Raw genomic sequence first — 23031 nt, 5'->3', positions numbered from 1 at the left:
CAAAAATGGCTTTTGATAAAGATGCTATCATCGCTTCATTAAAAGAAGCGTCAATCTCAGATTTAAACGACCTTGTTAAGGCAATCGAAGAAGAATTCGATGTTTCAGCTGCTGCTCCAGTTGCAGTTGCTGCTGCTGGTGCCGATGGCGGTGCTGCTAAGGATTCATACGATGTTGAATTAACTGAATCAGGTGACCAAAAGGTTAAGGCTATCAAGGCTGTCCGTGAGATCACTGGTCTTGGTTTGAAGGACGCTAAGGGTCTTGTTGATAACGTACCTTCAGTTATCAAGGAAGGCGTTTCAGAAGACGAAGCCAACGATCTTAAGGCTAAGCTTGAAGAAGTTGGTGGCGTGGTTACCCTTAAGTAATTTAAGGAATCCGCTCAAAAGACGTTCGATTTTATCGAGCGTCTTTTTTTGTGCTCAAATAACAAGACATTATTAATCTGGAGAGTAATAGCAGGTTTTCGTGAGTAACTTGGCCAGAAATCATGAGGACAATCAAACCGCTGCGATGCCAAATCGGTCATTTAGATTAAAATGTCTAATCAAAAAGCTCAAACGCTTAAAAATGGCGTTTGAGCTTTTAAATTACATTAGAATGGGCCTCAATGCTTAAATATCGTAGTCACTGTTTTCCATGGCTTCAACGTTGCCAAGCAGGTAACCATTACCAACTTGCGAGAAGAAGTCGTGATTAGCCGTAGAAGTCGAAATACCGTTCATTACGATGGGGTTAACATCGTCTGCAGTATCTGGGAACAGTGGATCTTGGCCGAGGTTCATAAGGGCCTTATTGGCGTTATAGCGGATAAAGGAAAGGACTTCATCGGTCCAGCCAATTTGATCATAAACCAAGTGGGTGTATTTTTCTTCATTTTCGTATAGTTCATACAAGAAGTTAAACATCCAGTCTTTGATTTCTTGTTGTTCATTTTCACCCAATTGATTAAAACCAACTTGAAATTTGTAACCAATGTAGGTGCCGTGGACTGATTCATCCCGTAAAATTAACTTGATGATTTCGGCCACGTTGGCTAACTTATTGTGACCAAGGTAGTAAAGTGGGGTGAAAAAGCCGGAATAAAATAGGAAAGTTTCAAGAAAGACGTTTGCAATCTTCTTTTTAAGTGGGTGACTATCATCATGGTAAAGATCACGGATTCGGAGGGCTTTGTTTTGTAAAAATTCCTCACTGTCACTCCATTTAAAGATTTCGTCGATTTCATCCGGTGTGTTGAGCGTCGTGAAAATTGAGGAATAGCTCTTGGCGTGAACGGATTCCATGAACTGGATGTTGTTTAATACGGCAGTTTCGTGTTGTGTGCGTGTATCTTTACGTAAACTGGCCATGCCATCTTGTGATTGTAGGGTGTCTAGTAGGGTCAAACCACCGAATACGTGGCCGACGACCCACTTATGCGTGTCGTCTAATTCACGCCAGTCGTCTAAGTCGTTTGAGAGGGGGATTCGAGTATCGAGCCAAAATTGCTCGGTTAGTTTTTCCCAGGTTGCCTTGTCGATGAGGTCATCGACTGCGTTCCAGTTAATTGCGTGGTATGAGTCTGTCATTAAGATTAAGCTCCTTTTGCGTCTAATGTGTCATTGCCAATCAGCCTGCTTTAGATGACGCAGCTTTCACATTGGTTGGCACCAATTTCACCTTCATCATCGGTGAAGGTCCGAACGTAATAGATCGACTTGAGGCCTTTCTTGTGTGCGTAGTTTCGTAAGATACTGAGGTCTCGAGTGGTCATTTTATCCGTTCGACCGTTTTTCCATTCGTAGAGGCCGGCTGGAATGGTGGACCGCATGAAGAGCGTCATGCTCATGCCTTGGTCAACGTGTTGTTGAGCAGCGGCGTAGACGTCAATGACTTTACGCATATCAGTATCATAGGCAGACTTGTAATAAGGTAACGTTTCGTTAGACAAATAAGGTGCTGGGTAATAGATGTTACCAATCTTCTTTTCTTGGCGTTCTTCAATCCGGTTGATAATTGGGTGGAGGCTAGCCGTCGTATCGTTGATGTACGAAATTGAGCCATTAGGGGCGACTGCTAAGCGGTTTTGGTGATACAGACCGTCTTTCATGACGTTGCGTTTGAGGGCTTCCCAATCTGCTGCGGATGGAATGAAGACATCCTTGAAGAGTGCTTGAACCTTCTTTGACTGAGGTTGGAATTGGTCGTTTGCGGTCGTGTACTTATCAAAGTACGTCCCGTTAGCGTAATCGCTCTTCTCAAAGTTATAAAAGGTTGTTTGGCGTTCCTTAGCAATTTGGTTTGAAGCGACGAGTGTCCAGTAGTTGAGGAGCATGAAGTAAATGTTGGTAAATTCAACGGTTTCTGGATCACCGTACATCATCTGGTTTTTAGCAAAGAAACTGTGAAGACCCATGGCACCAAGTCCGATGGTGTGACCCAGACGATTACCATTTTGAATTGAAGGCACGACATCAATGTCGGAGTGGTCCGTAATGAAGGTTAAGGCCCGAACCATGGTTGCGACTGAGTGACCAAAATCGGGGCTGGCCATTAAGTTTACAATATTAGTGGAACCCAGGTTACATGAAATATCGCGACCGAGTTGTTCGTAAGCTTGCGTATTATCCACCGTTGATGGGGTTTGGACCTGCAAAATTTCGGAGCACAAGTTGCTCATCACGATGCGGCCATCAATGGGATTGTCACGGTTAGCCGTGTCAATGTTGATGATGTAAGGGTAACCGGATTCTTGTTGTAACTTACCAATTTCAGTTTCAAGTTCACGAGCGGGTAAGTGCTTTTTAGCGATTGCATCGTTGTTAACCATGTTGTCGTATTCTTTTGAAATATCGACATAGCTAAATGGCACCCCGTATTCACGTTCAACATCATAAGGACTGAAAAGATACATTTCAGCGTTATCACGACATAGTTCATAGAATTTATCGGGAACGGTAATTCCAAGGGATAGGGTCTTTAGCCGAATCTTTTCATCGGCGTTTTCTTTTTTAGCAGATAAGAAGGCGATAATATCTGGATGAAATACACTGAGATAGACCACACCAGCACCTTGACGTTGACCAAGTTGGTTGGAGTAAGAAAAACTATCTTCGAGTAACTTCATGACGGGCACAACGCCACTGGCGGCGCCTTCGATATGTTTGATTGGGTCGCCGGCACCACGCAAGTTTGACAGGTTGATCCCAACGCCACCGCCAATTCGTGAAAGTTGCAGTGCAGAATTGATCGTCCGACCAATCGTATTCATATCATCAGTTGACTGGATCAAGAAACAAGAAACCAGTTCGCCACGTTGTTTACGACCAGCATTAAGAAAGCTAGGTGTGGCTGGTTGATAACGTTGGTGGACCATTTCATCGGCGAGGTCCATCGCAAGTCGTTCGTCGCCATCAGCGAAGTAAAGCGCGTTCAACGCAACCCGATCAATGAAGTGTTCCAAATATAGGTTATTATCATTGGTACGTAACGCGTACTGGGCGTAAAACTTATAGGCAGCCATGAAGGACTTAAAGTGAAAGTTTTGAGAATTTAAATAATCGTATAATGATTGAATAAATGCAAATTGGTATTTGTGATAAAAATCAGCTTCAATGTAGTCGTTATCTAATAGGTAGTTAAAACGATCTTGAAGTGAATCAAACTGCATGGTGTTAGGCTGCACGTTCTGGGTTAGAAATGCTTCAAGGGCTTCTTGATCCTTATTCAAAGGAATTTGACCATCAACCGGAATATTGATTTCGTTGTTAAGATCGTAGTAGGTGACATCTTTTAGGTCTTTTAAGCTCATTTTTTAAACTCACTCTTTTCTCTTGGGGTTAAATTAAGTAAAATAAAAAAGGTGACGTTTTCTGGTATCCAGACAACGCCACCTGCAGCCTGCGTGTTAAATGGCCAGTTGTTGAAGTTTATCTGGTCTAAAGCCGCTAAACTTCACGTCTTCGGTCTCAATGACGGGCAGGGATTGGAACCCACGATCTTTTAAGTAATCGATATATTGTGGACTCTCGTTAATATTGTGCTCTACAAAATCCACATTGTGTTCCGTTAAGAAACGCTTGGTCATTTTGCATTGCATACAGTTGTTCTTTGAATAAACAGTTACTTTTGCCATTTCAATCACTCCTATGTAATCTCGATAAATAGAGTTTACACCAGTCTGGAGAAATTTCAACCGTCTTGACCCTATATTTTGTGTTCGTTTTGGTTTTGCAATACTAAATATGGGACAACACCGGGAACTGTGCTTACTTTTAGTTGGTAAAAATATTTTTTGTGAATGACCTGTACGATGAAGAGGATGTCGGATGTCAAAAATTGATGAAAAATTTATGCGAGCAGCGCTGTTGGAAGCAAAAAAAGCCGCTTTAATTGGTGAAGTTCCAATTGGGGCGGTTGTGGTCCATGACAATGAAATTATCGGTCGCGGTCACAATTTGAGGGAACACAGCCAACTCGCTGTCGATCATGCGGAAATGATGGCGATTGAAGAAGCCAATCAAGTCTTGAATAGCTGGCGTCTAGTAGATTGTACGCTGTATGTTACGTTAGAGCCGTGCATCATGTGTAGTGGTGGTATTGTGAACAGTCGGTTAAAGCGGGTGGTATTTGGTGCCCGTGACCCTAAAGCTGGTGCGGTTAGTACCCTTTATAGGTTGCTTAACGACCAACGACTTAATCACCAAGTGGAAGTAACGGAAGGTGTTTTGGCCGCAGACGCTAGTCAACAATTAAAGGCTTTTTTTAAAGCGGCCCGCAAGCGTCGAAAGTTGCAAAAACAGCAATCAAAACGATTAGACCAACAAAAATCAATAAATTAGTTGGCATTGAACCGTTAAATATGCTAAAGTAGTAAGTGCCGCAAGGCCTTGGAACAAGGGTAATCTTACGAATCGTGTCAGGTCCGGAAGGAAGCAGCACTAAGTCTGTGTTATCTTGTGTTCCAAGTTAATATGATTATGAGTGAGGACGGGACAAAACATCGTTTTGTTGCCGTCCTCTTATTATGCTTAAAGAATTAATTTTGCAGAAATGACAGTGGGTACAGGTAGTATTTGCGACCTAAACACTATATAATAATTTAGCAGTACACTAGAGACGTGATCAAACAAGAATCGAGGGACTAAACATGAGTTACCAAGCCTTATACCGGGTGTGGCGACCACAACGTTTTGATGAAGTGATTGGCCAAACACTGGTTACTCAGACGTTAAAAAACGCAATTAAAACAAAACAAACCAGTCATGCGTATTTATTTGCCGGTCCCCGTGGGACTGGTAAGACCTCGATGGCCAAAATTTTTGCCAAAGCAGTCAATTGTCGTCATCAACAAGATGGTGAACCTTGTAATGAGTGTGAGACTTGTCAGGCCATTACAAAGGGCACGTTAAACGATGTCATTGAGATTGATGCTGCCTCCAATAACGGTGTGGAAGAAATCCGCGATATTCGGGATAAAGTGAAGTACGCACCGACAGAAGCTGATTATAAAGTCTACATCATTGATGAAGTTCATATGCTTTCAACTGGTGCTTTTAACGCACTACTTAAAACCCTTGAGGAACCACCAGCTAACGTGATCTTTATTTTAGCCACGACGGAGCCACACAAGATTCCCGCTACCATTATTTCAAGAACCCAGCGCTTTGATTTTAAGCAGATTCAAGCCAAGGATAGTCTGGCACGGATGGCGCATATTTTGGATGAAAAGAAGCTGAGTTACGATGATGAAGCCTTAAAAGTTATCGCAAAAGCCTCTGAGGGTGGTATGCGAGATGCTTTAAGTATTTTGGATCAAGTGATTTCTTTTGGCGATGAAACCGTTACACTAGATAACGCGCTGTTAGTGACGGGGGCTGTTCGCAAGCAGTTGTTAGTCGACTATTTGACTCAGGTTACGACTCAGCAAACGCAGCAGGCCTTAATGACGGTTCAAGCCGTTTTAGCCGATGGTAAAGACCCGGAACGGTTCACGGAAGATTTAGTGAATTTGGCCCGTGACTTACTCTTATATCGACAATCGCCGGAGTTAGTCACGCAAATTGAAATGGACCAAGTGGATGAATCGTTCAAAAAGTTGGCAAGTAGTGTGACGCCAGAACAACTCTATCAAACAATTGATGACTTAAACGATATCCAGCAACAAATGCGGTTTACAACCCACGAAGATGTCTATCTGGAGGTCTTAACGGTTCGTCTTGCAGGGACACCACAATCGACTCCTATAGCGGCGGCACCAACCAGTCAGGCAGATGCCGGTGAGTTGGAACGTTTGATGGCAGAAGTGCGTCAGTTAAAACAAACCGTTCAAAAGCTAGAACAAGCACCGACAGTTTCAAGCCCTGCTAAGCCAGTAACGAGTACACCAAAGCCAACAGCTAAGCGAAGTCAAGTTAACCTTGGCCAAGTCTATCCAATTCTTGGCGCTGCCACCCGTCAAGATTTATCCGCACTCCAGGAAGTTTGGGGAGATTTGATGAATATGTTGTCAATCCCACAGCGGTCCGTTATGGGTGTATCAAAACCGGTTGCGGCAAGTGAGGATGGCGCCATCATTGCGTTTGATAATGCATTTATGCAGGAGCACGCTAATGGCGATCAAGAACTAATTGATGCGCTTGAGAATGGGCTTGACCGGTTGATGCACAAAGTCCCTAAGATTGTGTTTGTACCAATTGATCAATGGCCACAAATTCGTAAAACATACATTCAACAACACAAGGTGACCGGTCAAAGCAAACCGGCTGCCGAGACTAATCATGACGATGAACAGACCTCAGCGTCAGCGGAGACACAACCAGCGACTAAAACTGAGGTTGTTGAAAAAGCCGAACAACTCTTTGGTGAAGACGTTGTCGAAGTAAAAACCGATTAAATAATAAGGATGGTAATTAATAATGATGCGTGGAATGGGTAACATGGGAAACATGATGAAGCAAATGAAAAAGATGGAAAAACAATTGGCCGAAGAACAAAAAGTCATGGAAAGTAAGGACTTTACGGGTGTTTCACCAGATGAATTAGTCAAAACGACTTTCTCTGGCAAACGGGTGATGAAGGCACTCACGATTGACCCTAAAGCAATTGATCCAGATGATCCGGATATGTTAAGTGACCTGGTTTTAGCAGCGGTCAACGATGCCCTTCAGCAAATTGATGCGGAGGGTCAACAGACTCTTGGCAAGTACACCAATAATTTACCTGGTATGTAGTTAAAGAATGGAGTGAATGTGAGTCTTGCAATATCCTGAACCGATTGCCCAATTAATTGATAGTTACATGAAGTTGCCGGGAATCGGTCAAAAGACCGCCACCCGATTAGCCTTTTACACAATTGATATGAATAGTGATGATGTGACTCGGTTTGCGAAGTCATTGATTTCGGCAAAGCGAGATTTACATTTTTGTTCGATTTGCGGCAACCTAACCGAAAGTGATCCATGTGACATCTGTCGAGATAAAACCCGTGATCAAAGTCAGATTTTAGTAGTCGAACAAGCCAAAGACATTATGATCATGGAAAAGATGAAGGAATATCACGGCCTGTATCACGTCTTAAATGGTGTTTTGTCACCCATTGAAGGTAAGGGACCAGAAGATCTAAATATGGCCAGCCTCTTGAAACGACTCCAAACTAATGAAGCTGTTAAAGAAGTAATCGTTGCCACTAATGCAACGCCAGAAGGTGAAGCAACCGCAATGTATCTATCCCGTTTGATTAAACCGGCTGGTATCAAAGTCACCCGCTTAGCGCACGGCTTATCAGTTGGTACTGATATCGAGTACGCCGACGAAATGACGTTATTTAAAGCCGTTGAGGGTCGTACAGAAATGTAAGTAAGGAAGTGTAAACGTGTTCGGTAGTAAAAAGCAACACTTAAGAGCTGACTATGACGCGCGGTTATTAACGACCATTGAGCGTGCAAAGGAAGAGTGGGATCACGCCAAACAAACTGAGGCAGCAATCGCTGATGTTGATGAAGAAATTACTGCTCAAACCGCTTTGGCACGCCAAAAGTACCTCTTCTTGTATCGAGAAGCGCGACTGCGCCATGTTCGCGGACAACATATTCAAGCCTCGGTTTTTGATTTCTAGAACAATATCTGAGTGTGGGACAAAACTCGTTTAGGTCCCAGAATAGAAGCGAAAAAATCGTGGATTCCTGATTTGTAGGAATTCACGATTTTTTCGCTTCTATGGCCGGGACTTGAGTTTTATCACACGATTAGGCTAGATAATAGGTTTGAAATTAATTGAAATTTTTATTTAATTTGAAGCTAAGCAACTCGTTCGATTTTTGTCAATATAGACTTTTTCCAACCTCATCTTTGTATGTAGGAATAATAGTGGGTTGGGTGAAACAATTCAACTGTATGAAAGGTCTCGCGACTGAGTCAATTCAAGTCCCAAATTGGCCCATAGGATTGCTAGACATCACTGTACGTTTCAAGTACAATTGAAGCGTGTCGTATCAATTTTTGGACAGTTATAAGTTGATACCAACCGTTATTTTTGTGGATCGAGGTAACCAATTTGTCAGGATTATTTATTACATTTGAAGGCCCAGATGGTGCTGGAAAAACGACTGTATTATCAGCCATCGCCGAACAATTTAACCAAGCGCAACGTCGTGATATCGTCGTCACCAGAGAACCAGGTGGCAATCAGATTTCAGAATCAATCAGACGGATTATCTTAGATCCAAAAAATACAGAAATGGACGTTCGAACAGAAGCATTACTCTACGCTGCTGCACGACGTCAGCATATTCAAGAAACCATTCAGCCGGCACTCGACGAAAACAAAATTGTCTTGTGTGATCGGTTTGTTGATAGCTCAGTTGCATACCAGGGGGCTGGTCGACAAATTGGGGAGGACGCAGTGTACCAAATGAACCAATTTGCAACTAATGGTTTGACTCCTGATTTAACCGTTTACGTGGATGTACCGTCTGAAGTAGGACTGGCGCGCATTAAGGCCCACCGTGACGTGGTTGATCGCTTAGATGCCGAAACCTTGTCATTTCATAAACGGGTTCGAGCAGCTTACCAACGACTGGCAGCCGCTCATCCGGATCGAATTGTAACGATCGATGCCACTAAACCACTGCCAGAAGTGATCAATGAAGCTAAGTTACTGATTACAAACGCTATCAAACGTCATCAATAAGAGAGGATTTTTAAGATGAAACTAGTGATTGCAATTGTACAAGATAAAGATGCAAACCGACTTCGAAGTGAATTCGTAAAGGCCGGAATCGGCGCCACGCGCTTATCAACGACTGGTGGATTTCTAAAGTCCGGTAATACAACCTATATGATTGGTGTGGAAGACAAACGGGTGCAAGAAGTGTTGGATTTGATCGATGAAACGTCGCGAACCCGTCAGCAATTTATGACCCCACCGATTAATTTGGATGCTCAAATGGATAGTACTTCGGGTTATCCAGTGGAAGTGCAAGTTGGTGGGGCCACGGTCTTTGTAATGCCAATCGAACAATTTCATCAGTTTTAGTGGGGGTTAGGTGTGACGACGCAAACGATAATTGAACAAGCAACCCAAAAACAGCCACAGCTAGCTGCCCACTTCTTACACCTGGTCACAACCGGACGCCTGAGTCACGCGTACTTGTTTTCAGGTTTACCGGGCTGCGGTAAACAAGCGGTCGCACAGTTAGTGGCAATGCGGCTCTTTTGTTCAGACGTCACAGCCGATGGCTATCCCTGTGGCGTGTGCGCCGAGTGTCAACGCATTTTGGCAGGGGATAACCCCGATGTTGTGATGGTTCAACCAGAGGGTCAACGAATTAAGATTGATCAGGTGCGTTATATCAAGGATGAATTTAGTAAAAGCGCTGTTGAAGGTGCCAGCAAAGTGTTCATCATTGAGGGGTCTGAAACGTTAACGAGTAACGCTGCTAATGGTCTCCTCAAATTTATTGAGGAACCGGTCGCTAATCGAACCATTTTCTTGCTGACTACCAATAAGAGTATGATGTTGCCCACGATTCTTTCCCGAACTCAAATCGTTGAATTTCCAGCGTTGAGTGCGACCGCTTTTTCGGAAACGTTGCGCCAAGCTGGTATCTCTGAAAATCAAATCCCGCTGTTGAGTGCCTTGACCAACAGCATGGCAGTTTCAGAGATGTTGATGACGGATGATTGGTTGGTTAAATGTCAGCACGAGGTGAGTCGCTGGTATACGCAACTCGCTAAAAACGACGACATGGCGTTTGTGACCGTTTCAACTGGATTAATGCCTCTGGCGGGAGATCGAGATCACCAAGCGACGCTGTTGGATGTCATCATCTTGATTTGGCAGCTAACCTTAAACCGTAAATTTATCACAACTGAGGAATCAGGGTGTTTTCCGGAAGCAGACGCTATGATCACCAAATTAGCGCAGCAGTTATCGCGCCGCCAACTTCTTACGATTGTGACAGCCACGTTAACTACTAAAAAGTCGTTAGCTGGCAACATGGCCATTCAAAGTATTTTGGAATCACTCACATTGACAATTTTAGATCAATTTTAGTTCAGCGCTAGAGCGGTATAGCACACCGTTCAATACATAACGACCAGTCAGAATTATTGAAGAGAGGGTGCCATCTTGGTAAAACGTGACGTTTATGAAGATTTAAAAAATTTACAACTAGCAATGACGCAGATTATTACAAGGTTTGAGCAAGTGCAAGACGAAGTCACCCAAACTTTAGAGCAAAATGCCGAGTTAGAGATTGAAAACCAGCATTTAAGAGAAGTCCTGCGCAGTGATCACGAACGGGAACTGAATAGCGACAATCCAGAACCACAGTTGTCTAAGTCGCGGCAAAACCTTGAAAAATTATATGAACAAGGCTTCCATGTCTGCAATTATGAGTATGGTAAACGTCGTGAAAACAACGAGCCTTGTGCTTTTTGTGTAGAGGTTATTTACGGTGAACGATAGAGTGGAGGATTAAGCGTGCAGTCACAGTTAAGTTTTTCAGCACAGAATCAGACGGGAACGTTGTTTTTGGTGCCCACCCCGATTGGTAATTTAGGCGATATGACATACAGAAGCGTGGCGGTATTAAAGCAGGTGAGTTTGATTGCTGCTGAAGATACCCGCAATACCCAAAAACTGTTAAATCATTTTGAAATCGAGACGCCTCAAATTAGCTTTCATGAACATAATACCCAAGAACGAATTCCACAACTCATTGCTAAGTTAGTTGCTGGCGAAGATCTGGCCCAAGTCAGTGACGCGGGGATGCCATCGATTAGCGATCCTGGTCATGAATTGGTGATGGCTTGTATAGAAGCGCAGATTCCGGTTGTGCCGTTACCGGGAGCCAATGCTGCGTTAACCGCATTAATTGCGTCCGGCGTATCACCACAACCGTTTTATTTTTACGGTTTCTTGGATCGTAAGCCAAAACTTCAACGTGAGACCTTGTCAGCGTTAAAAGACCGTCCGGAAAGTTTGATTTTTTATGAGGCGCCGCACCGCTTAGCGAAAACCTTGACTCAAATGGTCACGGTGTTGGGTGGTCAACGACCTGCTTCACTGTGCCGGGAACTAACTAAAAAGCATGAACAGTTTGTTCGTGGAACGTTGCAATCATTATTAGATTGGGCAACTGAATCAGATCAAGTTCGTGGCGAGTTTGTCGTCATTGTTGGGGGTAACCCGGATGGACCAAGTGACCAAGCAACGGGTGATCAACCAGAATTAAGCATTGAAGACTTCGTGAACCAGCTGATTGAAACTGGCCTGAAACCCAACGATGCCATCAAACAGGTGGCCCACTACCGGCAACTTAAAAAGCAGGCCGTTTATCAAATTTATCATCACTTAGATCAGAATTAATAGGAATTAGAGGATTACCACATGGGTGCAACCACATTTTCAGAACAACATCAGATTACCTTTTACGAAACTGATGTCACAAACACCGTAACACCGGCAATGTTGATCAACATGATTATCTTAGCCTCAGAAGACCAAACCACCTCTTTAGGGGTTGGGAGCGACGTCGTTATTAAATTAGGAATTGGCTGGGTTGTGACCCAGTATAAGATGGCCATTACCCGGCTACCTAAAGTTGATGAAACGATCACGATTTCCACACGGGCAACGTGTTACAATCGCTATTTTGCATTTCGTGAATTTTGGGTACACGACGCAGCAGGAGCTGAATGTGTGCACGTCGAAAGTATTTGGGTGACAATGAATCATCAGACTCGTAAAATTGTCAGTATTCCAGACGACATTATTGCGCCGTTTCAATCTGAACAAGTCAAGATGATTCCGCGCTTGGGCCGTCCCAAACGATTGACGCCTGAAGAGCAGTTACTGACGAAACAGTATCGAGTTCGGTATTTTGATATCGATGGTAACGGTCACGTTAATAATTCACGTTATTTTGATTGGTTACTGGATGCTTTACCGATGAGCTTTTTGACGCGCCACGATTTGACCGAAATTAACATTCGGTTCGAAAATGAAGTTCAGTATCACCACGTTGTGACCAGTGAAGCAACGTTGATGACGGATGTCTCGGAACCAATCGTGACGAAGCATCGAATTCTCATGGAAAACGGTGATGTGGCGACGGAAGCCGAGTTTCATTGGCAACCAATTATCAAACATTAAGTTCTCAACAAAATAGGTACATGAATAAAAAGGGGCATTTAAACTAAATGAAAGTATTGGCATTAGACACATCTAATCGCCCGTTGAGCGTAGCCGTTTTGTCAGATGATCAAGTTTTGGCGACGACTACGGTTACGATCACGCAAAAACACGCAGCACACTTACTACCAATTATTGAGTCGTTGATGAAAGTCGCTGGCTTGAAACCGGCTGATTTAGATCGCGTAGTAGTTGCGGACGGGCCAGGCTCATACACTGGTCTTCGGATTGGCGTTACAACCGCCAAAACTTTGGCCGATACGTTAAAACTTCAGTTAGTTGGCGTTTCGAGTTTAGCAACCATTGCAGCCAATGTGATGACTGACAACCAATTGGTGGCGGTGTTTTTTGATGGCCGTAACGACCACGTTTTTGCCGGGGTCTACCGTATCAAAGACCAGCAACCGGTTACGGTGATTGAAGATCAGCACGCGGACTTCGGTGACTTTTTAAAACGCATTGCTGACCTTAATGAATCAGTCGTGGTTTTAGGCGAACTTAGTGCTTTTTCAGAGCGACTGAAAAATGTCTTAGCGGACCGTTATCTGCAATATCCAGCAGCTTTTAATTTACCGAGTGCTGTTCAGCTGGCGCGATTAGGAAACAGTGTTGCGCCAGTGGCAGACATCAATGCATTTGTGCCACGTTACCTAAGATTAACCAAGGCAGAAGCCGATTGGCAAAAGCAACACCCAGAAGAGGATAGTAGCAATTATGTTGAAAAAGTTTAAGGACTGGTATCGCCAAATTTTTCAGGTTCAAGAAGCGAAGTATCAGGACGTATTAGATATTAAAAATCATGAGGTTTATATTCAGGACGTGGCTTACTTCTTAGCCAAAGCCCAATTTACGGATATTCCCGAAATGCTTGGTATTGAGCGTGCGGTGTACGGCGGTAAAACGCCCTGGGATTCGGCTGCATTTGCCAGCGAATTACGTCGTGAGACGGACCGATTATATCTTGTATTGCGTCGCAACGACCGACTGCTTGCCTTTATTGGCTGTACGTTTAACGACGTCAAAAGTGACGCCCACATTACTAATATTGCTGTCGTCACCGATTATCAAAATCGTGGCTTAGGTCATTTTTTAATTGCGGTCATGATCAAAAAAGCGCGTCATCTAGGACTCCAACAGGTATCGCTGGAGGTTCGGCGAAGTAACGTTCGGGCACAGTCGCTGTATCAGGACCTTGGTTTTGAAAAGGCCGGGATTAAAAAGGGTTACTACTTTGGTGATCATGAGGATGCTGTTGATATGGTTTTAACCACGGGAATCAGTGATCATGACACAGTATAAGAACCAATTTGTTGCCTACCCAGAGCTTGGCGAGTTTGCGGAGAAGTGTGCCGAAATTGCTCAGTTAGCTTACCCCGCGGGCGCTGCTTGGTCGGTTGAAACCTTCAAACGAGATATGGCAACGGCTAAACGGGCGTACCTGCTTCGCTATGACCATGATCAGTTAGTGGGCTATATTGGCATCATCCAAGTTTTGGATCAAGTCGACATTACTGGTGTGGCTGTTCACCCCGATTATCAACGACGTGGTCATGCTCAGGCGTTATTCGAAGCCCTAGTGGCGCAATTAGCCACGGGATCGGCAATTTTTTTAGAGGTTCGGGTTTCAAACACTGCAGCTCAATCGCTATATGAACGAGTGGGCTTTAAAGTGATCGGTAAACGACCGGCATATTACAGCAATCCGGATGAAGACGCTATTTTAATGAAGTTTATTGTGAATGTTAAGAAAGGGGACGACGAGTGAATGGAACGAAATTTAATTTTAGCATTTGAATCAAGTTGTGACGAAACCAGTGTTGCTGTGGTTGAGGACGGCAAAACAATCCTTTCTAACATTGTGGCAACCCAAATCAAGAGTCATCAACGATTTGGTGGCGTCGTACCAGAGGTCGCTAGCCGACACCATATTGAACAGATTACGGCTTGTATTGATTTGGCGCTATCGGAGGCCCAAGTGACTTATGATGACCTATCAGCCGTTGCCGTCACTTATGGCCCAGGTTTAGTAGGCGCACTGTTGATTGGCGTTACCGCTGCTAAGACGGTGGCTTACGCCCATCAACTGCCACTCATTCCGGTCAATCACATGGCTGGACATATTTACGCAGCGCGGTACGTTGCCCCGATTGAATTTCCAGCTTTGGCACTGTTAGTTTCTGGTGGCCACACGGAGTTAGTTTATTTGGCCGAACCGGGCCAATTTGAAATCATTGGTGAAACGCGCGATGATGCGGCTGGTGAAGCTTACGATAAAATTGGCCGGGTGCTGGGTATCAACTATCCAGCTGGTAAAGAAGTGGACCGTCTGGCTCACTTAGGCAAGGATAACTTCCACTTTCCACGAGCTATGGACAAGGATGATAGTTTCGACTTTAGTTTTAGTGGACTAAAGAGTGCGTTTATCAACACTGTCCACCATGCTGATCAAATCGGTGAGACGTTAAATCGTGAAGATCTTGCTGCCAGCTTCCAACAAGCAGTCGTGGATGTACTGGCGGACAAAACGGTTCGCGCTCTAAAGGCATTTCCGGTTAAACAGTTAATTTTGGCTGGCGGTGTGGCCGCTAATCAAGGGTTGAGAGATCGGTTAACAACTGAATTAACACAATTTCCAGACGTTACCTTTTTAAAGGCACCAATCAAGTTGTGTGGTGATAATGCCGCCATGATTGGGGCTGCCGGGTACGTTTCTTATCAGCTCAATCAGTTTGGTGATGCTGGGTTAAACGCTGACCCTAGTCTGGAGTTCGACTGGCTTGAAACTACACAAGCAAATGCGTAATCACAATGAGGTCAAAATAAAAACAAGTGAACACTTTCAATTTCGGAAGTGGTTCACTTGTTTTTTTATGTTGCAGTGTCGTTGCGAACTGGTAATTGGTTGGCTAGTCTAAGTCTTCAAGTGCCATGGAGGATTCTTCCCATTGCGTTTCAACCGTTTCAATTTGAGTCGTAATCGTTTCTAACTGAGTCTGAAGTTCCGCCATTTTGGCTTGGTCATTGAAGACATCTGGGGAAGTCATGGATACTTCAAGCTGCGACTTTTGATCACCAAGTTCAGTGAGCTGCGTCTCAAGACGCTCAACTTCACGTTGTAATTTACGTTGTTGCTTTTGGTGGTCCTTAGACTGCTGATAACTTTGTTTACTTTGACTCACTGATTTAGTCACTGGTTGACCAGCGGTTTGTTCAGCAAGGGCACGTGCAGCTACTGCAGCTTGCTCTTCTTTTTTCTCAAGGTAATAATTATAGTCGCCCAAGAATAATTCTGAGCCCCTGGCTGATAGTTCAACCACCGACGTCGCCACTTGATTGATAAAGTAACGGTCATGTGAAACAAAGAGAATGGTGCCGTCAAAATCATTGAGGGTGTTTTCAAGCACTTGACGACTATCAATATCCAAATGGTTCGTTGGTTCATCTAAAATTAGGAAATTATCATGCTTCATCGCTAATTTAGTAAGGAGTAGTCGGGCTTTTTCACCACCGCTTAGACTGTGCACTAACTTGTCCACATCTTCACCAGTGAATAAAAAGCTCCCCAAAATTGTCCGGATATCGCGCTCTGGTGTGGTTGGGTGGTCATCCCAAAGTTCAGCCAAAACGGTCTTTTTGTCGTGCAACGAGCGTTGTTCTTGATCATAGTAACCAGTATCAACACCAGTACCGAAGCGAACGTCACCGGCGATGGCCGGAATTTTGCCCAGAATGGTTTTTAACAAAGTTGATTTACCGACACCGTTCGGACCGACAATGGCAATTGCCTGATGCTTTTTGATGTCCAAGTTAACGGGCTGGGCTAGGATTTGATCTGGATTCCAACCCACGGCTAAGTCAGTCACAGTGAGGACAATATTGCCACTCTGACGGTTGGGCGTGAACGCAAAGTGAGCAACTTTATCATCGTTTTCTGGCCGCTCAAGTCGATCCATTTTAGCCAGCTGTTTTCGACGAGCTTGAGCACGTTTCGTGGTAGACGCTCGGACGATATTTTTGTTCACAAAATCCTCGAGTTGTGAGATTTTGTGCTGTTGCTTGTCGTATTCTTTCCATTCCCGTTGGAGCTTGGCGGCCTTTTGAGTAACATAGTTTGAGTAGTTACCGTGAAAGTGGGTCACCGTCCCGCTGGCCATTTCGTAAACTTCTGACACCAGGCGGTCAAGGAAGTACCGGTCATGTGAAACGATCAGTAGCGCACCTTTGTAAGATTGAATGTACCCCTCAAGCCAAGTGAGCGTTTCAACGTCTAAGTGGTTGGTAGGTTCGTCCAAAATTAACAAATCGCGTTTTTCTAATAATAACTTAGCAAGTGCAAGCTGGGTCTTTTGACCGCCAGAAAGCTCGGTAATCGACCGGCTGTAATCTGGTTCGTCAAATTCAAAGCCATGAAGTACGCCCCGAATCTCGGCACGATAACCATAACCGTTATTGGCCTTAAAGGCGGCCTGACGCTGGTCATAGGTTTTTGAAAGACGTTCAAATTGTTCTGGATCATCGATAATCTCTGGGTCACTCATCTGAGCTTCAAGTTGGTGGAGGGCGTCTTCTTGATCTTGTAAATCCTTGAACACGCTAGCCATTTCTTCCCAAATCGATTTAGTGGAATCTAACCCGGTATCTTGAGCAAGATACCCGATCGTCATATTTTTTTTATAGATAATCTGGCCTTCATCTGGTGCATCAATACCGGTAATCATTCGAATCAAGGTTGATTTTCCGGCACCGTTACGACCGACAAGTGCGACACGTCCATGTTCCGGGACATCCAAGCTAACGTTGTCAAAGAGGGTGTCAGCACCAAACCGACGCGTAACCTGTTGGACTTGTAATAACATGTTGTTCAGCTACCTTTCTATTGTGAAACTATTTTACCATTATTAGGTGGTGGTCGGATAGTCTCATCAGTTGTTTGTGCATTTTTTATTGAAAATTATTTCACAAATTCGATGAATATGCTACAATGTACAGGAATGGTGATTTCACAATCTTAAATTTAAAGAAAAACAAGTTGTGATAAAAAATGGCTAACATTTAATTCGTGAAAATTCACAAGGAGGAAATGAGACTTGAGTGAAACAAAGATTCCAAAAGCAACGGCAAAACGATTGCCAATTTATTATCGTTATTTGAATATTTTACGTGACGCAGATAAGACGCGGGTTTCTTCAACGGAACTTTCTGAAGCAGTCAAAGTTGATTCTGCCACAATTCGACGCGACTTTTCTTATTTTGGTGCGTTAGGTAAGCGTGGTTACGGTTATGACGTTGAAAGCTTATTGAAGTTCTTCAAGAAAATTTTGAACCAAGATAAGCTTACCAACGCCGCCCTAATCGGGGTTGGTAACTTAGGTAACGCACTGTTAAACTTTAACTTCCACCAAAACAGTAATGTCCGAATCAGCGCTGCCTTTGACGTTAAGCCAGAATTGGCCAACACCGTTAAAAGTGGTGTACCAATTTACCCAATGGCTGAACTGCGCAAGCAACTGGAAGACCAACAGATTAAAATCGTGATCTTGACGGTGCCAGCAACGAATGCGCAAGACGTTACCGATGAAGCAATTGCTGGTGGTGTGCGGGGGATTTTAAACTTTACCCCACTTCGGGTTTCCGTGCCATCTAATGTGCGGGTTCAAAACGTTGATTTAACCAATGAATTGCAAACTTTGATTTACTTCCTCGATCACTATAACGAAGAGGTTTAACGCTATTTTTAACTTGACTGACCATGACTCTAAAACGAGAATTGGTCAGTTTTTTTGTAGAATTGGTTAAATTACTTGCAATTGAAAACGAAACATTTTATAGTAGTTATTGTGATTAGCACTTATGTTAGATGAGTGCTAACAGTGCTAAACTTTAGATTTATTGGAGGGATTCAAGTGTTAAAACCATTAGGAGACCGTGTTATTTTACAAGCACAAGAAGAAGAGGAAACAACTGTCGGTGGTATCGTGCTGGCAAGCAATGCCCAAGAAAAGCCACAAACTGCCAAGGTAGTTGCAGTTGGTAATGGCCGCGTGCTTGACAATGGTGAAAAGGTTGCGCCAAGTGTAAAGGAAGGCGACACTGTCTTATTTGATAAATACGCAGGTACTGAAGTTAAATATGCAGATGCCACATACTTGGTTGTCCACGAAAAGGATTTAGTTGCAATCGTTGACTAATCACTTTCCACAATTGAATTAAACTTAAACAATATTTTATGAGGTGAATTAAAATTATGGCTAAGGAACTTAAGTTTTCTGAAGACGCTCGTGCAGCAATGTTACGTGGCGTTGATAAATTAGCAGATACAGTTAAGACGACGATCGGTCCTAAGGGTCGTAACGTGGTTTTGGAACAATCATACGGCAACCCAACCATCACTAATGATGGTGTTACGATTGCTAAGGCAATTGAACTTTCAGACCACTTTGAGAACTTGGGTGCTAAGTTAGTTGCAGAAGTTGCATCAAAGACCAACGATATTGCTGGTGATGGGACTACGACCGCTACTGTTTTAACCCAAGCTATCGTTAACGAAGGTATGAAGAACGTGACCGCTGGTGCTAACCCAGTTGGTATTCGTCGCGGAATTGAAAAGGCCACTGATGCAGCTGTCAAGGCTTTGCACAAGATGAGCCATGAAGTGACCACTAAAGATGATATCGCCCAAATCGCTGCAATTTCTTCAGCAAACGAAGAAACTGGTAAGCTGATTGCCGATGCCATGGAAAAAGTTGGTAACGACGGTGTTATCACGATTGAAGAATCACGTGGTGTTGATACTAGTTTGGATGTTGTTGAAGGGATGCAATTTGATCGTGGGTACATGTCACAGTACATGGTTACCGACAACGATAAGATGGAAGCTAACCTTGACAACCCGTATATCTTAATCACTGATAAGAAGATTTCAAATATCCAAGATATCTTACCATTATTACAATCAGTTGTTGAACAAAGTCGTTCACTCTTGATTATTGCGGATGACATTACTGGTGAAGCTTTACCAACCCTTGTATTGAACAAGATGCGTGGGACCTTCAACGTGGTTGCTGTAAAGGCACCTGGTTTTGGTGATCGTCGTAAGGCACAATTGCAAGATATCGCCGTATTAACTGGTGGTACTGTGATTACCGATGACTTAGGCCTTAACTTGAAGGACGCTACTATTGAACAACTTGGTCAAGCTAACAAGGTTAACGTGACGAAGGATGATACGACTGTCGTTGAAGGCGCTGGTTCTAAGGAACAAATTGGCGAACGTGTTGCTGAAATCAAGTCACAAATCGAAGGAACGACTTCAGACTTTGACCGTGACAAGTTAAAGGAACGTCTTGCCAAGATGGCCGGTGGTGTTGCCGTTATCCGTGTCGGTGCGGCTACTGAAACCGAATTAAAGGAACGTAAGTACCGTATTGAAGATGCTTTGAACGCTACTCGTGCTGCCGTTGAAGAAGGCTTTGTTGCCGGTGGTGGTACTGCTTTGATCAACGTCATTGGTGATGTAGACAAGGTTGAAGCTGAAGGCGACGAAGCAACTGGTGTTGCCATTGTTCGCCGTGCTTTGGAAGAACCTGTTCGTCAAATCGCTGAAAATGCCGGTTTGGAAGGTTCAGTCATCGTTGAACACATGAAGACTTTAGATGCTGGTGTTGGTTACAACGCAGCAACTAACGAATATGTCGACATGGTTGACGCTGGTATTGTGGATCCTACCAAGGTAACGCGTTCAGCATTACAAAACGCCGCTTCTGTATCAGCGTTATTGTTGACGACCGAAGCCGTTGTTGCTGACGAACCAAAGGATGACGCTGCACCTGCTGCACCTGCACAACCAGGTATGGGCGGTATGATGTAATTAGCATCTTTAGACAAAAAAACCACTCTCAGGAGTGGTTTTTTTGTTTCTGTCAAAGGATGAGCGTTTGATCACAGGAGAGTAGGCTATTTATTGGTTGAAAACACCGTTAACTGAATTTATGACAGATAGAATTGATTGAACAGTGTCACTGTCTGGTTACTTCAGCGGTCACTTGAAATAAGAATTGAAATTCAATAGTATTTGCTGCCAGATTGGTGTACAATACCAATTGATTTTGCATGCAATTATTGTATTGAATCAAACTTAATAGTCTTGTGCGGATGGAGCTATCGATTATGCAGTGTTGTGGTCGATAGCTGTTATTCGTCGAAAAGGAGTAAATAACATGTGGCGTTATTTGAAGCGGGTCCTGATTGGGAAACCGCTGAAGACCACAGAAGAGGGCGGCCAGGCCTTAACGAAGTTTAAAGCATTGGCACTATTGTCCTCTGATGCACTTTCTTCAGTGGCATATGGGACCGAACAAATTACGACGGTGCTGATCACCTTATCTGCCGCAGCCTTGGTATACCAACTTTGGGCCGCAGCCTTGGTCTTAGTGCTATTATTTGCAATCACACTGTCGTATCAGCAAATTATCCACGCCTATCCATCTGGGGGCGGCGCTTATGTGGTGGCGACCACGAATTGGGGGCAACCAGCTGGGTTGGTTGCTGGAGGATCGTTATTGGTTGACTACATGTTAACCGTTGCGGTTTCCGTTACTTCTGGTACTGATGCCATTGTTTCAGCCATACCGGCGTTAAGAACACACACGGTTGGCATTTCGATCATTATTGTAATTTTAGTGATGGGACTGAACTTACGGGGGTTACGGGAATCGGCTTCCTTCTTAACCATTCCGGTCTATCTTTTCATTGTTATGATTATTGCAATGATTGGTTGGGGCTTCTTTGAAATTGTGACGGGTCAAATCACGTATCATGCGGCGGCGCCAATCGGTGCCCCGGTTCAAGGAATGACCTTGGTTCTGTTTTTACGGGCCTTTTCAAGCGGGTCATCATCTCTGACTGGGGTTGAAGCCATCAGTAACGCGGTACCAAATTTCCATAAGCCTAAGAGCCATAATGCCAGTGCAACACTGGCAATCATGGCAGCTATCTTAGGTGTCTTCTTTGGTGGTATCACCTTCTTAAGTTATTACCTTGGTATTCGACCAATGGCTGATAACACGGTGCTGTCACAGATTGCGGCCGCTGTGTTTGGTCACGGTTTGATTTACTACATTTTACAATTAGCGACAGCGATGATCCTGGCAGTTGCGGCAAATACCGGTTTTTCAGCCTTTCCAATTTTGGCTTACAACCTTGCAAAGGATAAATTTTTGCCACACGCCTATCTAGATCGTGGTGATCGGTTAGGGTACTCAAACGGGATTATTTCCCTCGCTCTGGGTGCCATCGTATTGATCCTCATCTTCCACGGTCAAACCAGTTTACTGATTCCGCTGTATGCTGTGGGGGTTTTCGTACCATTTACCCTGTCACAGTCCGGGATGATTCGGCACTGGTTACGTGTTCGTGAAGGTGCTTGGCCATTGAAGGCGACAATCAACTTTCTTGGTGCGTTCATCTCACTTGGCTTAGTTGTGTCACTGTTTTTCCTTCGTTTCAGTAATGTCTGGCCTTACTTGATCGTGATGCCGGCACTTTATTACATGTTCTACCGCATTCATTTACACTACATGAATGTTGCCCATCAGCTAAAGGTCACTGCGCAAAGCGCGTCAGTTAACCACCATTACGATGGCGCAACGGTAATCGTGTTAGTCAGCAACGTGACGCAAGTTACAGCCAATGCAATTGACTATGCGCGTTCCGTGGGTGATTATGTGATTGCCATGCACGTTTCGTTTGACGAGAATCCACGTAAAGAACATAAAACAGCGCAAAAGTTTAAGGCTGAGTTCCCAGACGTTCGGTTTGTCGACATTCATTCGTCTTACCGGTCAATCATCACGCCAACGTTGCGATTCTGTGATGTGATTGCGAAACGGGCGGCAGAACGCAACTTTACCACAACGGTTTTGGTACCGCAGTTCGTACCACGCCGGCCATGGCAAAACGTACTGCATAACCAAACGGCATTGCGCCTCAGAACCGCTTTAAATACACGAGAAAACATTATCGTTTCAACTTATAGTTACCACCTGAAACGCTAGTTAACAGTTAATTAAAATCGCGTAGATGCTTAAATTTGGGCATCTACGCGATTTTAATTGTTAGGTCGATGACTTTTAGAGGTGGCGACTAGTCCTTGATCTAAACGGCTGATAGGGTGGCTAAATTGAGTGGATTAACTTGCTGAAAGGTTCACAGCATTAAAGTGCAAATGATACCGTTTGATTGTAAATTGGGAATCTGTTAATTAAGAGATAGTATATAGAACCAAAAATAGCCACTGTTTCGATCACGTCGAAACAGTGGCTATTTTTTTAATTAACCGATGTGTTATCTAA

Annotated in this window: 24 protein-coding genes and 1 other RNA gene; 21 read left to right on the top strand and 4 right to left on the bottom strand. The window is 43.9% G+C overall.

Annotated features, from left to right (window positions below; translation table 11 throughout):
- Positions 1 to 5: 5 nt before the first annotated feature.
- Positions 6 to 371 carry a 50S ribosomal protein L7/L12 gene (gene rplL / locus FD04_RS00325; protein ID WP_054701966.1) on the top strand — a complete coding sequence of 122 codons (366 nt, stop codon included), beginning with the start codon at positions 6 to 8 and terminating at the stop codon, positions 369 to 371.
- Positions 372 to 617: 246 nt separating this feature from the next.
- On the opposite strand, the gene nrdF is transcribed toward rplL, so the two are convergent.
- The 3 genes from nrdF to nrdH form a co-directional block, all read right to left on the bottom strand.
- A complete protein-coding gene (gene nrdF / locus FD04_RS00320; protein ID WP_056946219.1) occupies positions 618 to 1574 on the bottom strand; it encodes a class 1b ribonucleoside-diphosphate reductase subunit beta in 957 nt (318 codons plus the stop codon).
- A 50-nt stretch (positions 1575 to 1624) separates the two neighbouring features.
- The gene (gene nrdE, locus FD04_RS00315) at positions 1625 to 3796 is read right to left on the bottom strand and encodes a class 1b ribonucleoside-diphosphate reductase subunit alpha (protein WP_056946212.1); all 2172 of its coding nucleotides are present in this window, start codon (positions 3794 to 3796) and stop codon (positions 1625 to 1627) included.
- A 96-nt stretch (positions 3797 to 3892) separates the two neighbouring features.
- Positions 3893 to 4120 carry a glutaredoxin-like protein NrdH gene (nrdH, locus tag FD04_RS00310; protein WP_054701968.1) on the bottom strand — a complete coding sequence of 76 codons (228 nt, stop codon included), beginning with the start codon at positions 4118 to 4120 and terminating at the stop codon, positions 3893 to 3895.
- A gap of 193 nt (positions 4121 to 4313) precedes the next feature.
- Here nrdH and tadA point away from each other — a divergent pair, with 193 nt between their 5' ends.
- The 16 genes from tadA to tsaD all read left to right on the top strand — a co-directional run bounded on the left by tadA (position 4314) and on the right by tsaD (position 15485).
- Positions 4314 to 4826, top strand: a complete 513-nt coding sequence (tadA, locus tag FD04_RS00305; RefSeq protein WP_056946206.1) for a tRNA adenosine(34) deaminase TadA — start codon at positions 4314 to 4316, stop codon at positions 4824 to 4826.
- 45 nt (positions 4827 to 4871) lie between these two features.
- An RNA gene (ffs, locus tag FD04_RS12270) (signal recognition particle sRNA small type) lies at positions 4872 to 4958 on the top strand.
- 176 nt (positions 4959 to 5134) lie between these two features.
- Entirely contained in the window at positions 5135 to 6880 is a 1746-nt protein-coding gene (gene dnaX, locus FD04_RS00300) for a DNA polymerase III subunit gamma/tau (protein ID WP_056946204.1), read from the top strand.
- A 22-nt stretch (positions 6881 to 6902) separates the two neighbouring features.
- Positions 6903 to 7217 carry a YbaB/EbfC family nucleoid-associated protein gene (locus FD04_RS00295; protein ID WP_056946202.1) on the top strand — a complete coding sequence of 105 codons (315 nt, stop codon included), beginning with the start codon at positions 6903 to 6905 and terminating at the stop codon, positions 7215 to 7217.
- A gap of 25 nt (positions 7218 to 7242) precedes the next feature.
- On the top strand, positions 7243 to 7842 hold the full coding sequence (gene recR / locus FD04_RS00290; protein WP_054701969.1) for a recombination mediator RecR: 600 nt from the start codon (positions 7243 to 7245) through the stop codon (positions 7840 to 7842).
- Positions 7843 to 7858: 16 nt separating this feature from the next.
- Entirely contained in the window at positions 7859 to 8101 is a 243-nt protein-coding gene (locus FD04_RS00285) for a YaaL family protein (protein ID WP_054701970.1), read from the top strand.
- A 438-nt stretch (positions 8102 to 8539) separates the two neighbouring features.
- Entirely contained in the window at positions 8540 to 9175 is a 636-nt protein-coding gene (tmk, locus tag FD04_RS00280; protein ID WP_056946200.1) for a dTMP kinase, read from the top strand.
- A 15-nt stretch (positions 9176 to 9190) separates the two neighbouring features.
- A complete protein-coding gene (locus tag FD04_RS00275) occupies positions 9191 to 9520 on the top strand; it encodes a cyclic-di-AMP receptor (protein WP_054701971.1) in 330 nt (109 codons plus the stop codon).
- A 12-nt stretch (positions 9521 to 9532) separates the two neighbouring features.
- Positions 9533 to 10540 carry a DNA polymerase III subunit delta' gene (gene holB, locus FD04_RS00270; protein WP_054701974.1) on the top strand — a complete coding sequence of 336 codons (1008 nt, stop codon included), beginning with the start codon at positions 9533 to 9535 and terminating at the stop codon, positions 10538 to 10540.
- A gap of 75 nt (positions 10541 to 10615) precedes the next feature.
- Complete coding sequence (locus FD04_RS00265; RefSeq protein ID WP_054701975.1) at positions 10616 to 10954, top strand: DNA replication initiation control protein YabA; 339 nt, start codon at positions 10616 to 10618, stop codon at positions 10952 to 10954.
- Between the two features lie 15 nt (positions 10955 to 10969).
- A complete protein-coding gene (gene rsmI / locus FD04_RS00260; protein ID WP_056946198.1) occupies positions 10970 to 11857 on the top strand; it encodes a 16S rRNA (cytidine(1402)-2'-O)-methyltransferase in 888 nt (295 codons plus the stop codon).
- Between the two features lie 21 nt (positions 11858 to 11878).
- Entirely contained in the window at positions 11879 to 12643 is a 765-nt protein-coding gene (locus FD04_RS00255; RefSeq protein ID WP_054701978.1) for an acyl-[acyl-carrier-protein] thioesterase, read from the top strand.
- 47 nt (positions 12644 to 12690) lie between these two features.
- A complete protein-coding gene (gene tsaB, locus FD04_RS00250) occupies positions 12691 to 13413 on the top strand; it encodes a tRNA (adenosine(37)-N6)-threonylcarbamoyltransferase complex dimerization subunit type 1 TsaB (RefSeq protein ID WP_054701981.1) in 723 nt (240 codons plus the stop codon).
- The gene (gene rimI / locus FD04_RS00245; protein WP_056946196.1) at positions 13397 to 13981 is read left to right on the top strand and encodes a ribosomal protein S18-alanine N-acetyltransferase; all 585 of its coding nucleotides are present in this window, start codon (positions 13397 to 13399) and stop codon (positions 13979 to 13981) included. The genes tsaB and rimI (FD04_RS00245) overlap by 17 nt, the downstream gene beginning before the upstream one ends.
- Entirely contained in the window at positions 13968 to 14447 is a 480-nt protein-coding gene (gene rimI / locus FD04_RS00240; protein WP_056946194.1) for a ribosomal protein S18-alanine N-acetyltransferase, read from the top strand. Before rimI (FD04_RS00245) ends, rimI (FD04_RS00240) begins: the two co-directional genes overlap by 14 nt.
- Complete coding sequence (gene tsaD / locus FD04_RS00235; RefSeq protein ID WP_056946192.1) at positions 14448 to 15485, top strand: tRNA (adenosine(37)-N6)-threonylcarbamoyltransferase complex transferase subunit TsaD; 1038 nt, start codon at positions 14448 to 14450, stop codon at positions 15483 to 15485.
- 103 nt (positions 15486 to 15588) lie between these two features.
- On the opposite strand, the gene FD04_RS00230 is transcribed toward tsaD, so the two are convergent.
- Entirely contained in the window at positions 15589 to 17538 is a 1950-nt protein-coding gene (locus tag FD04_RS00230; protein WP_054701987.1) for an ABC-F family ATP-binding cassette domain-containing protein, read from the bottom strand.
- A 231-nt stretch (positions 17539 to 17769) separates the two neighbouring features.
- Here FD04_RS00230 and FD04_RS00225 point away from each other — a divergent pair, with 231 nt between their 5' ends.
- The 4 genes from FD04_RS00225 (at position 17770) to FD04_RS00210 (ending at position 22734) form a co-directional block, all read left to right on the top strand.
- Positions 17770 to 18408 (top strand): redox-sensing transcriptional repressor Rex, encoded by a 639-nt coding sequence (locus tag FD04_RS00225; protein ID WP_054701990.1) that lies wholly within the window; start codon positions 17770 to 17772, stop codon positions 18406 to 18408.
- A gap of 177 nt (positions 18409 to 18585) precedes the next feature.
- The gene (gene groES, locus FD04_RS00220) at positions 18586 to 18870 is read left to right on the top strand and encodes a co-chaperone GroES (RefSeq protein WP_056946190.1); all 285 of its coding nucleotides are present in this window, start codon (positions 18586 to 18588) and stop codon (positions 18868 to 18870) included.
- 56 nt (positions 18871 to 18926) lie between these two features.
- Positions 18927 to 20549, top strand: a complete 1623-nt coding sequence (gene groL / locus FD04_RS00215; protein ID WP_056946188.1) for a chaperonin GroEL — start codon at positions 18927 to 18929, stop codon at positions 20547 to 20549.
- Between the two features lie 349 nt (positions 20550 to 20898).
- Positions 20899 to 22734 (top strand): APC family permease, encoded by a 1836-nt coding sequence (locus FD04_RS00210; protein ID WP_056946186.1) that lies wholly within the window; start codon positions 20899 to 20901, stop codon positions 22732 to 22734.
- Positions 22735 to 23031: the final 297 nt, after the last annotated feature.

This window comes from Secundilactobacillus odoratitofui DSM 19909 = JCM 15043, from assembly GCF_001434895.1.
In the GTDB taxonomy this organism is placed as follows: domain Bacteria; phylum Bacillota; class Bacilli; order Lactobacillales; family Lactobacillaceae; genus Secundilactobacillus; species Secundilactobacillus odoratitofui.
This window is presented reverse-complemented; position numbering and strand designations above follow the sequence as displayed.

What these genes read in the sequence shown, in the direction of transcription:
- rplL (WP_054701966.1), top strand. Translation starts at nt 6, where the DNA reads ATGGCTTTTGATAAAGATGCTATCATCGCTTCATTAAAAGAAGCGTCA.
- nrdF (WP_056946219.1), bottom strand. Translation starts at nt 1,574, where the DNA reads ATGACAGACTCATACCACGCAATTAACTGGAACGCAGTCGATGACCTC.
- nrdE (WP_056946212.1), bottom strand. Translation starts at nt 3,796, where the DNA reads ATGAGCTTAAAAGACCTAAAAGATGTCACCTACTACGATCTTAACAAC.
- nrdH (WP_054701968.1), bottom strand. Translation starts at nt 4,120, where the DNA reads ATGGCAAAAGTAACTGTTTATTCAAAGAACAACTGTATGCAATGCAAA.
- tadA (WP_056946206.1), top strand. Translation starts at nt 4,314, where the DNA reads ATGTCAAAAATTGATGAAAAATTTATGCGAGCAGCGCTGTTGGAAGCA.
- dnaX (WP_056946204.1), top strand. Translation starts at nt 5,135, where the DNA reads ATGAGTTACCAAGCCTTATACCGGGTGTGGCGACCACAACGTTTTGAT.
- FD04_RS00295 (WP_056946202.1), top strand. Translation starts at nt 6,903, where the DNA reads ATGATGCGTGGAATGGGTAACATGGGAAACATGATGAAGCAAATGAAA.
- FD04_RS00275 (WP_054701971.1), top strand. Translation starts at nt 9,191, where the DNA reads ATGAAACTAGTGATTGCAATTGTACAAGATAAAGATGCAAACCGACTT.
- FD04_RS00255 (WP_054701978.1), top strand. Translation starts at nt 11,879, where the DNA reads ATGGGTGCAACCACATTTTCAGAACAACATCAGATTACCTTTTACGAA.
- tsaB (WP_054701981.1), top strand. Translation starts at nt 12,691, where the DNA reads ATGAAAGTATTGGCATTAGACACATCTAATCGCCCGTTGAGCGTAGCC.
- rimI (WP_056946196.1), top strand. Translation starts at nt 13,397, where the DNA reads ATGTTGAAAAAGTTTAAGGACTGGTATCGCCAAATTTTTCAGGTTCAA.
- rimI (WP_056946194.1), top strand. Translation starts at nt 13,968, where the DNA reads ATGACACAGTATAAGAACCAATTTGTTGCCTACCCAGAGCTTGGCGAG.
- tsaD (WP_056946192.1), top strand. Translation starts at nt 14,448, where the DNA reads ATGGAACGAAATTTAATTTTAGCATTTGAATCAAGTTGTGACGAAACC.
- FD04_RS00230 (WP_054701987.1), bottom strand. Translation starts at nt 17,538, where the DNA reads ATGTTATTACAAGTCCAACAGGTTACGCGTCGGTTTGGTGCTGACACC.
- groL (WP_056946188.1), top strand. Translation starts at nt 18,927, where the DNA reads ATGGCTAAGGAACTTAAGTTTTCTGAAGACGCTCGTGCAGCAATGTTA.
- FD04_RS00210 (WP_056946186.1), top strand. Translation starts at nt 20,899, where the DNA reads ATGTGGCGTTATTTGAAGCGGGTCCTGATTGGGAAACCGCTGAAGACC.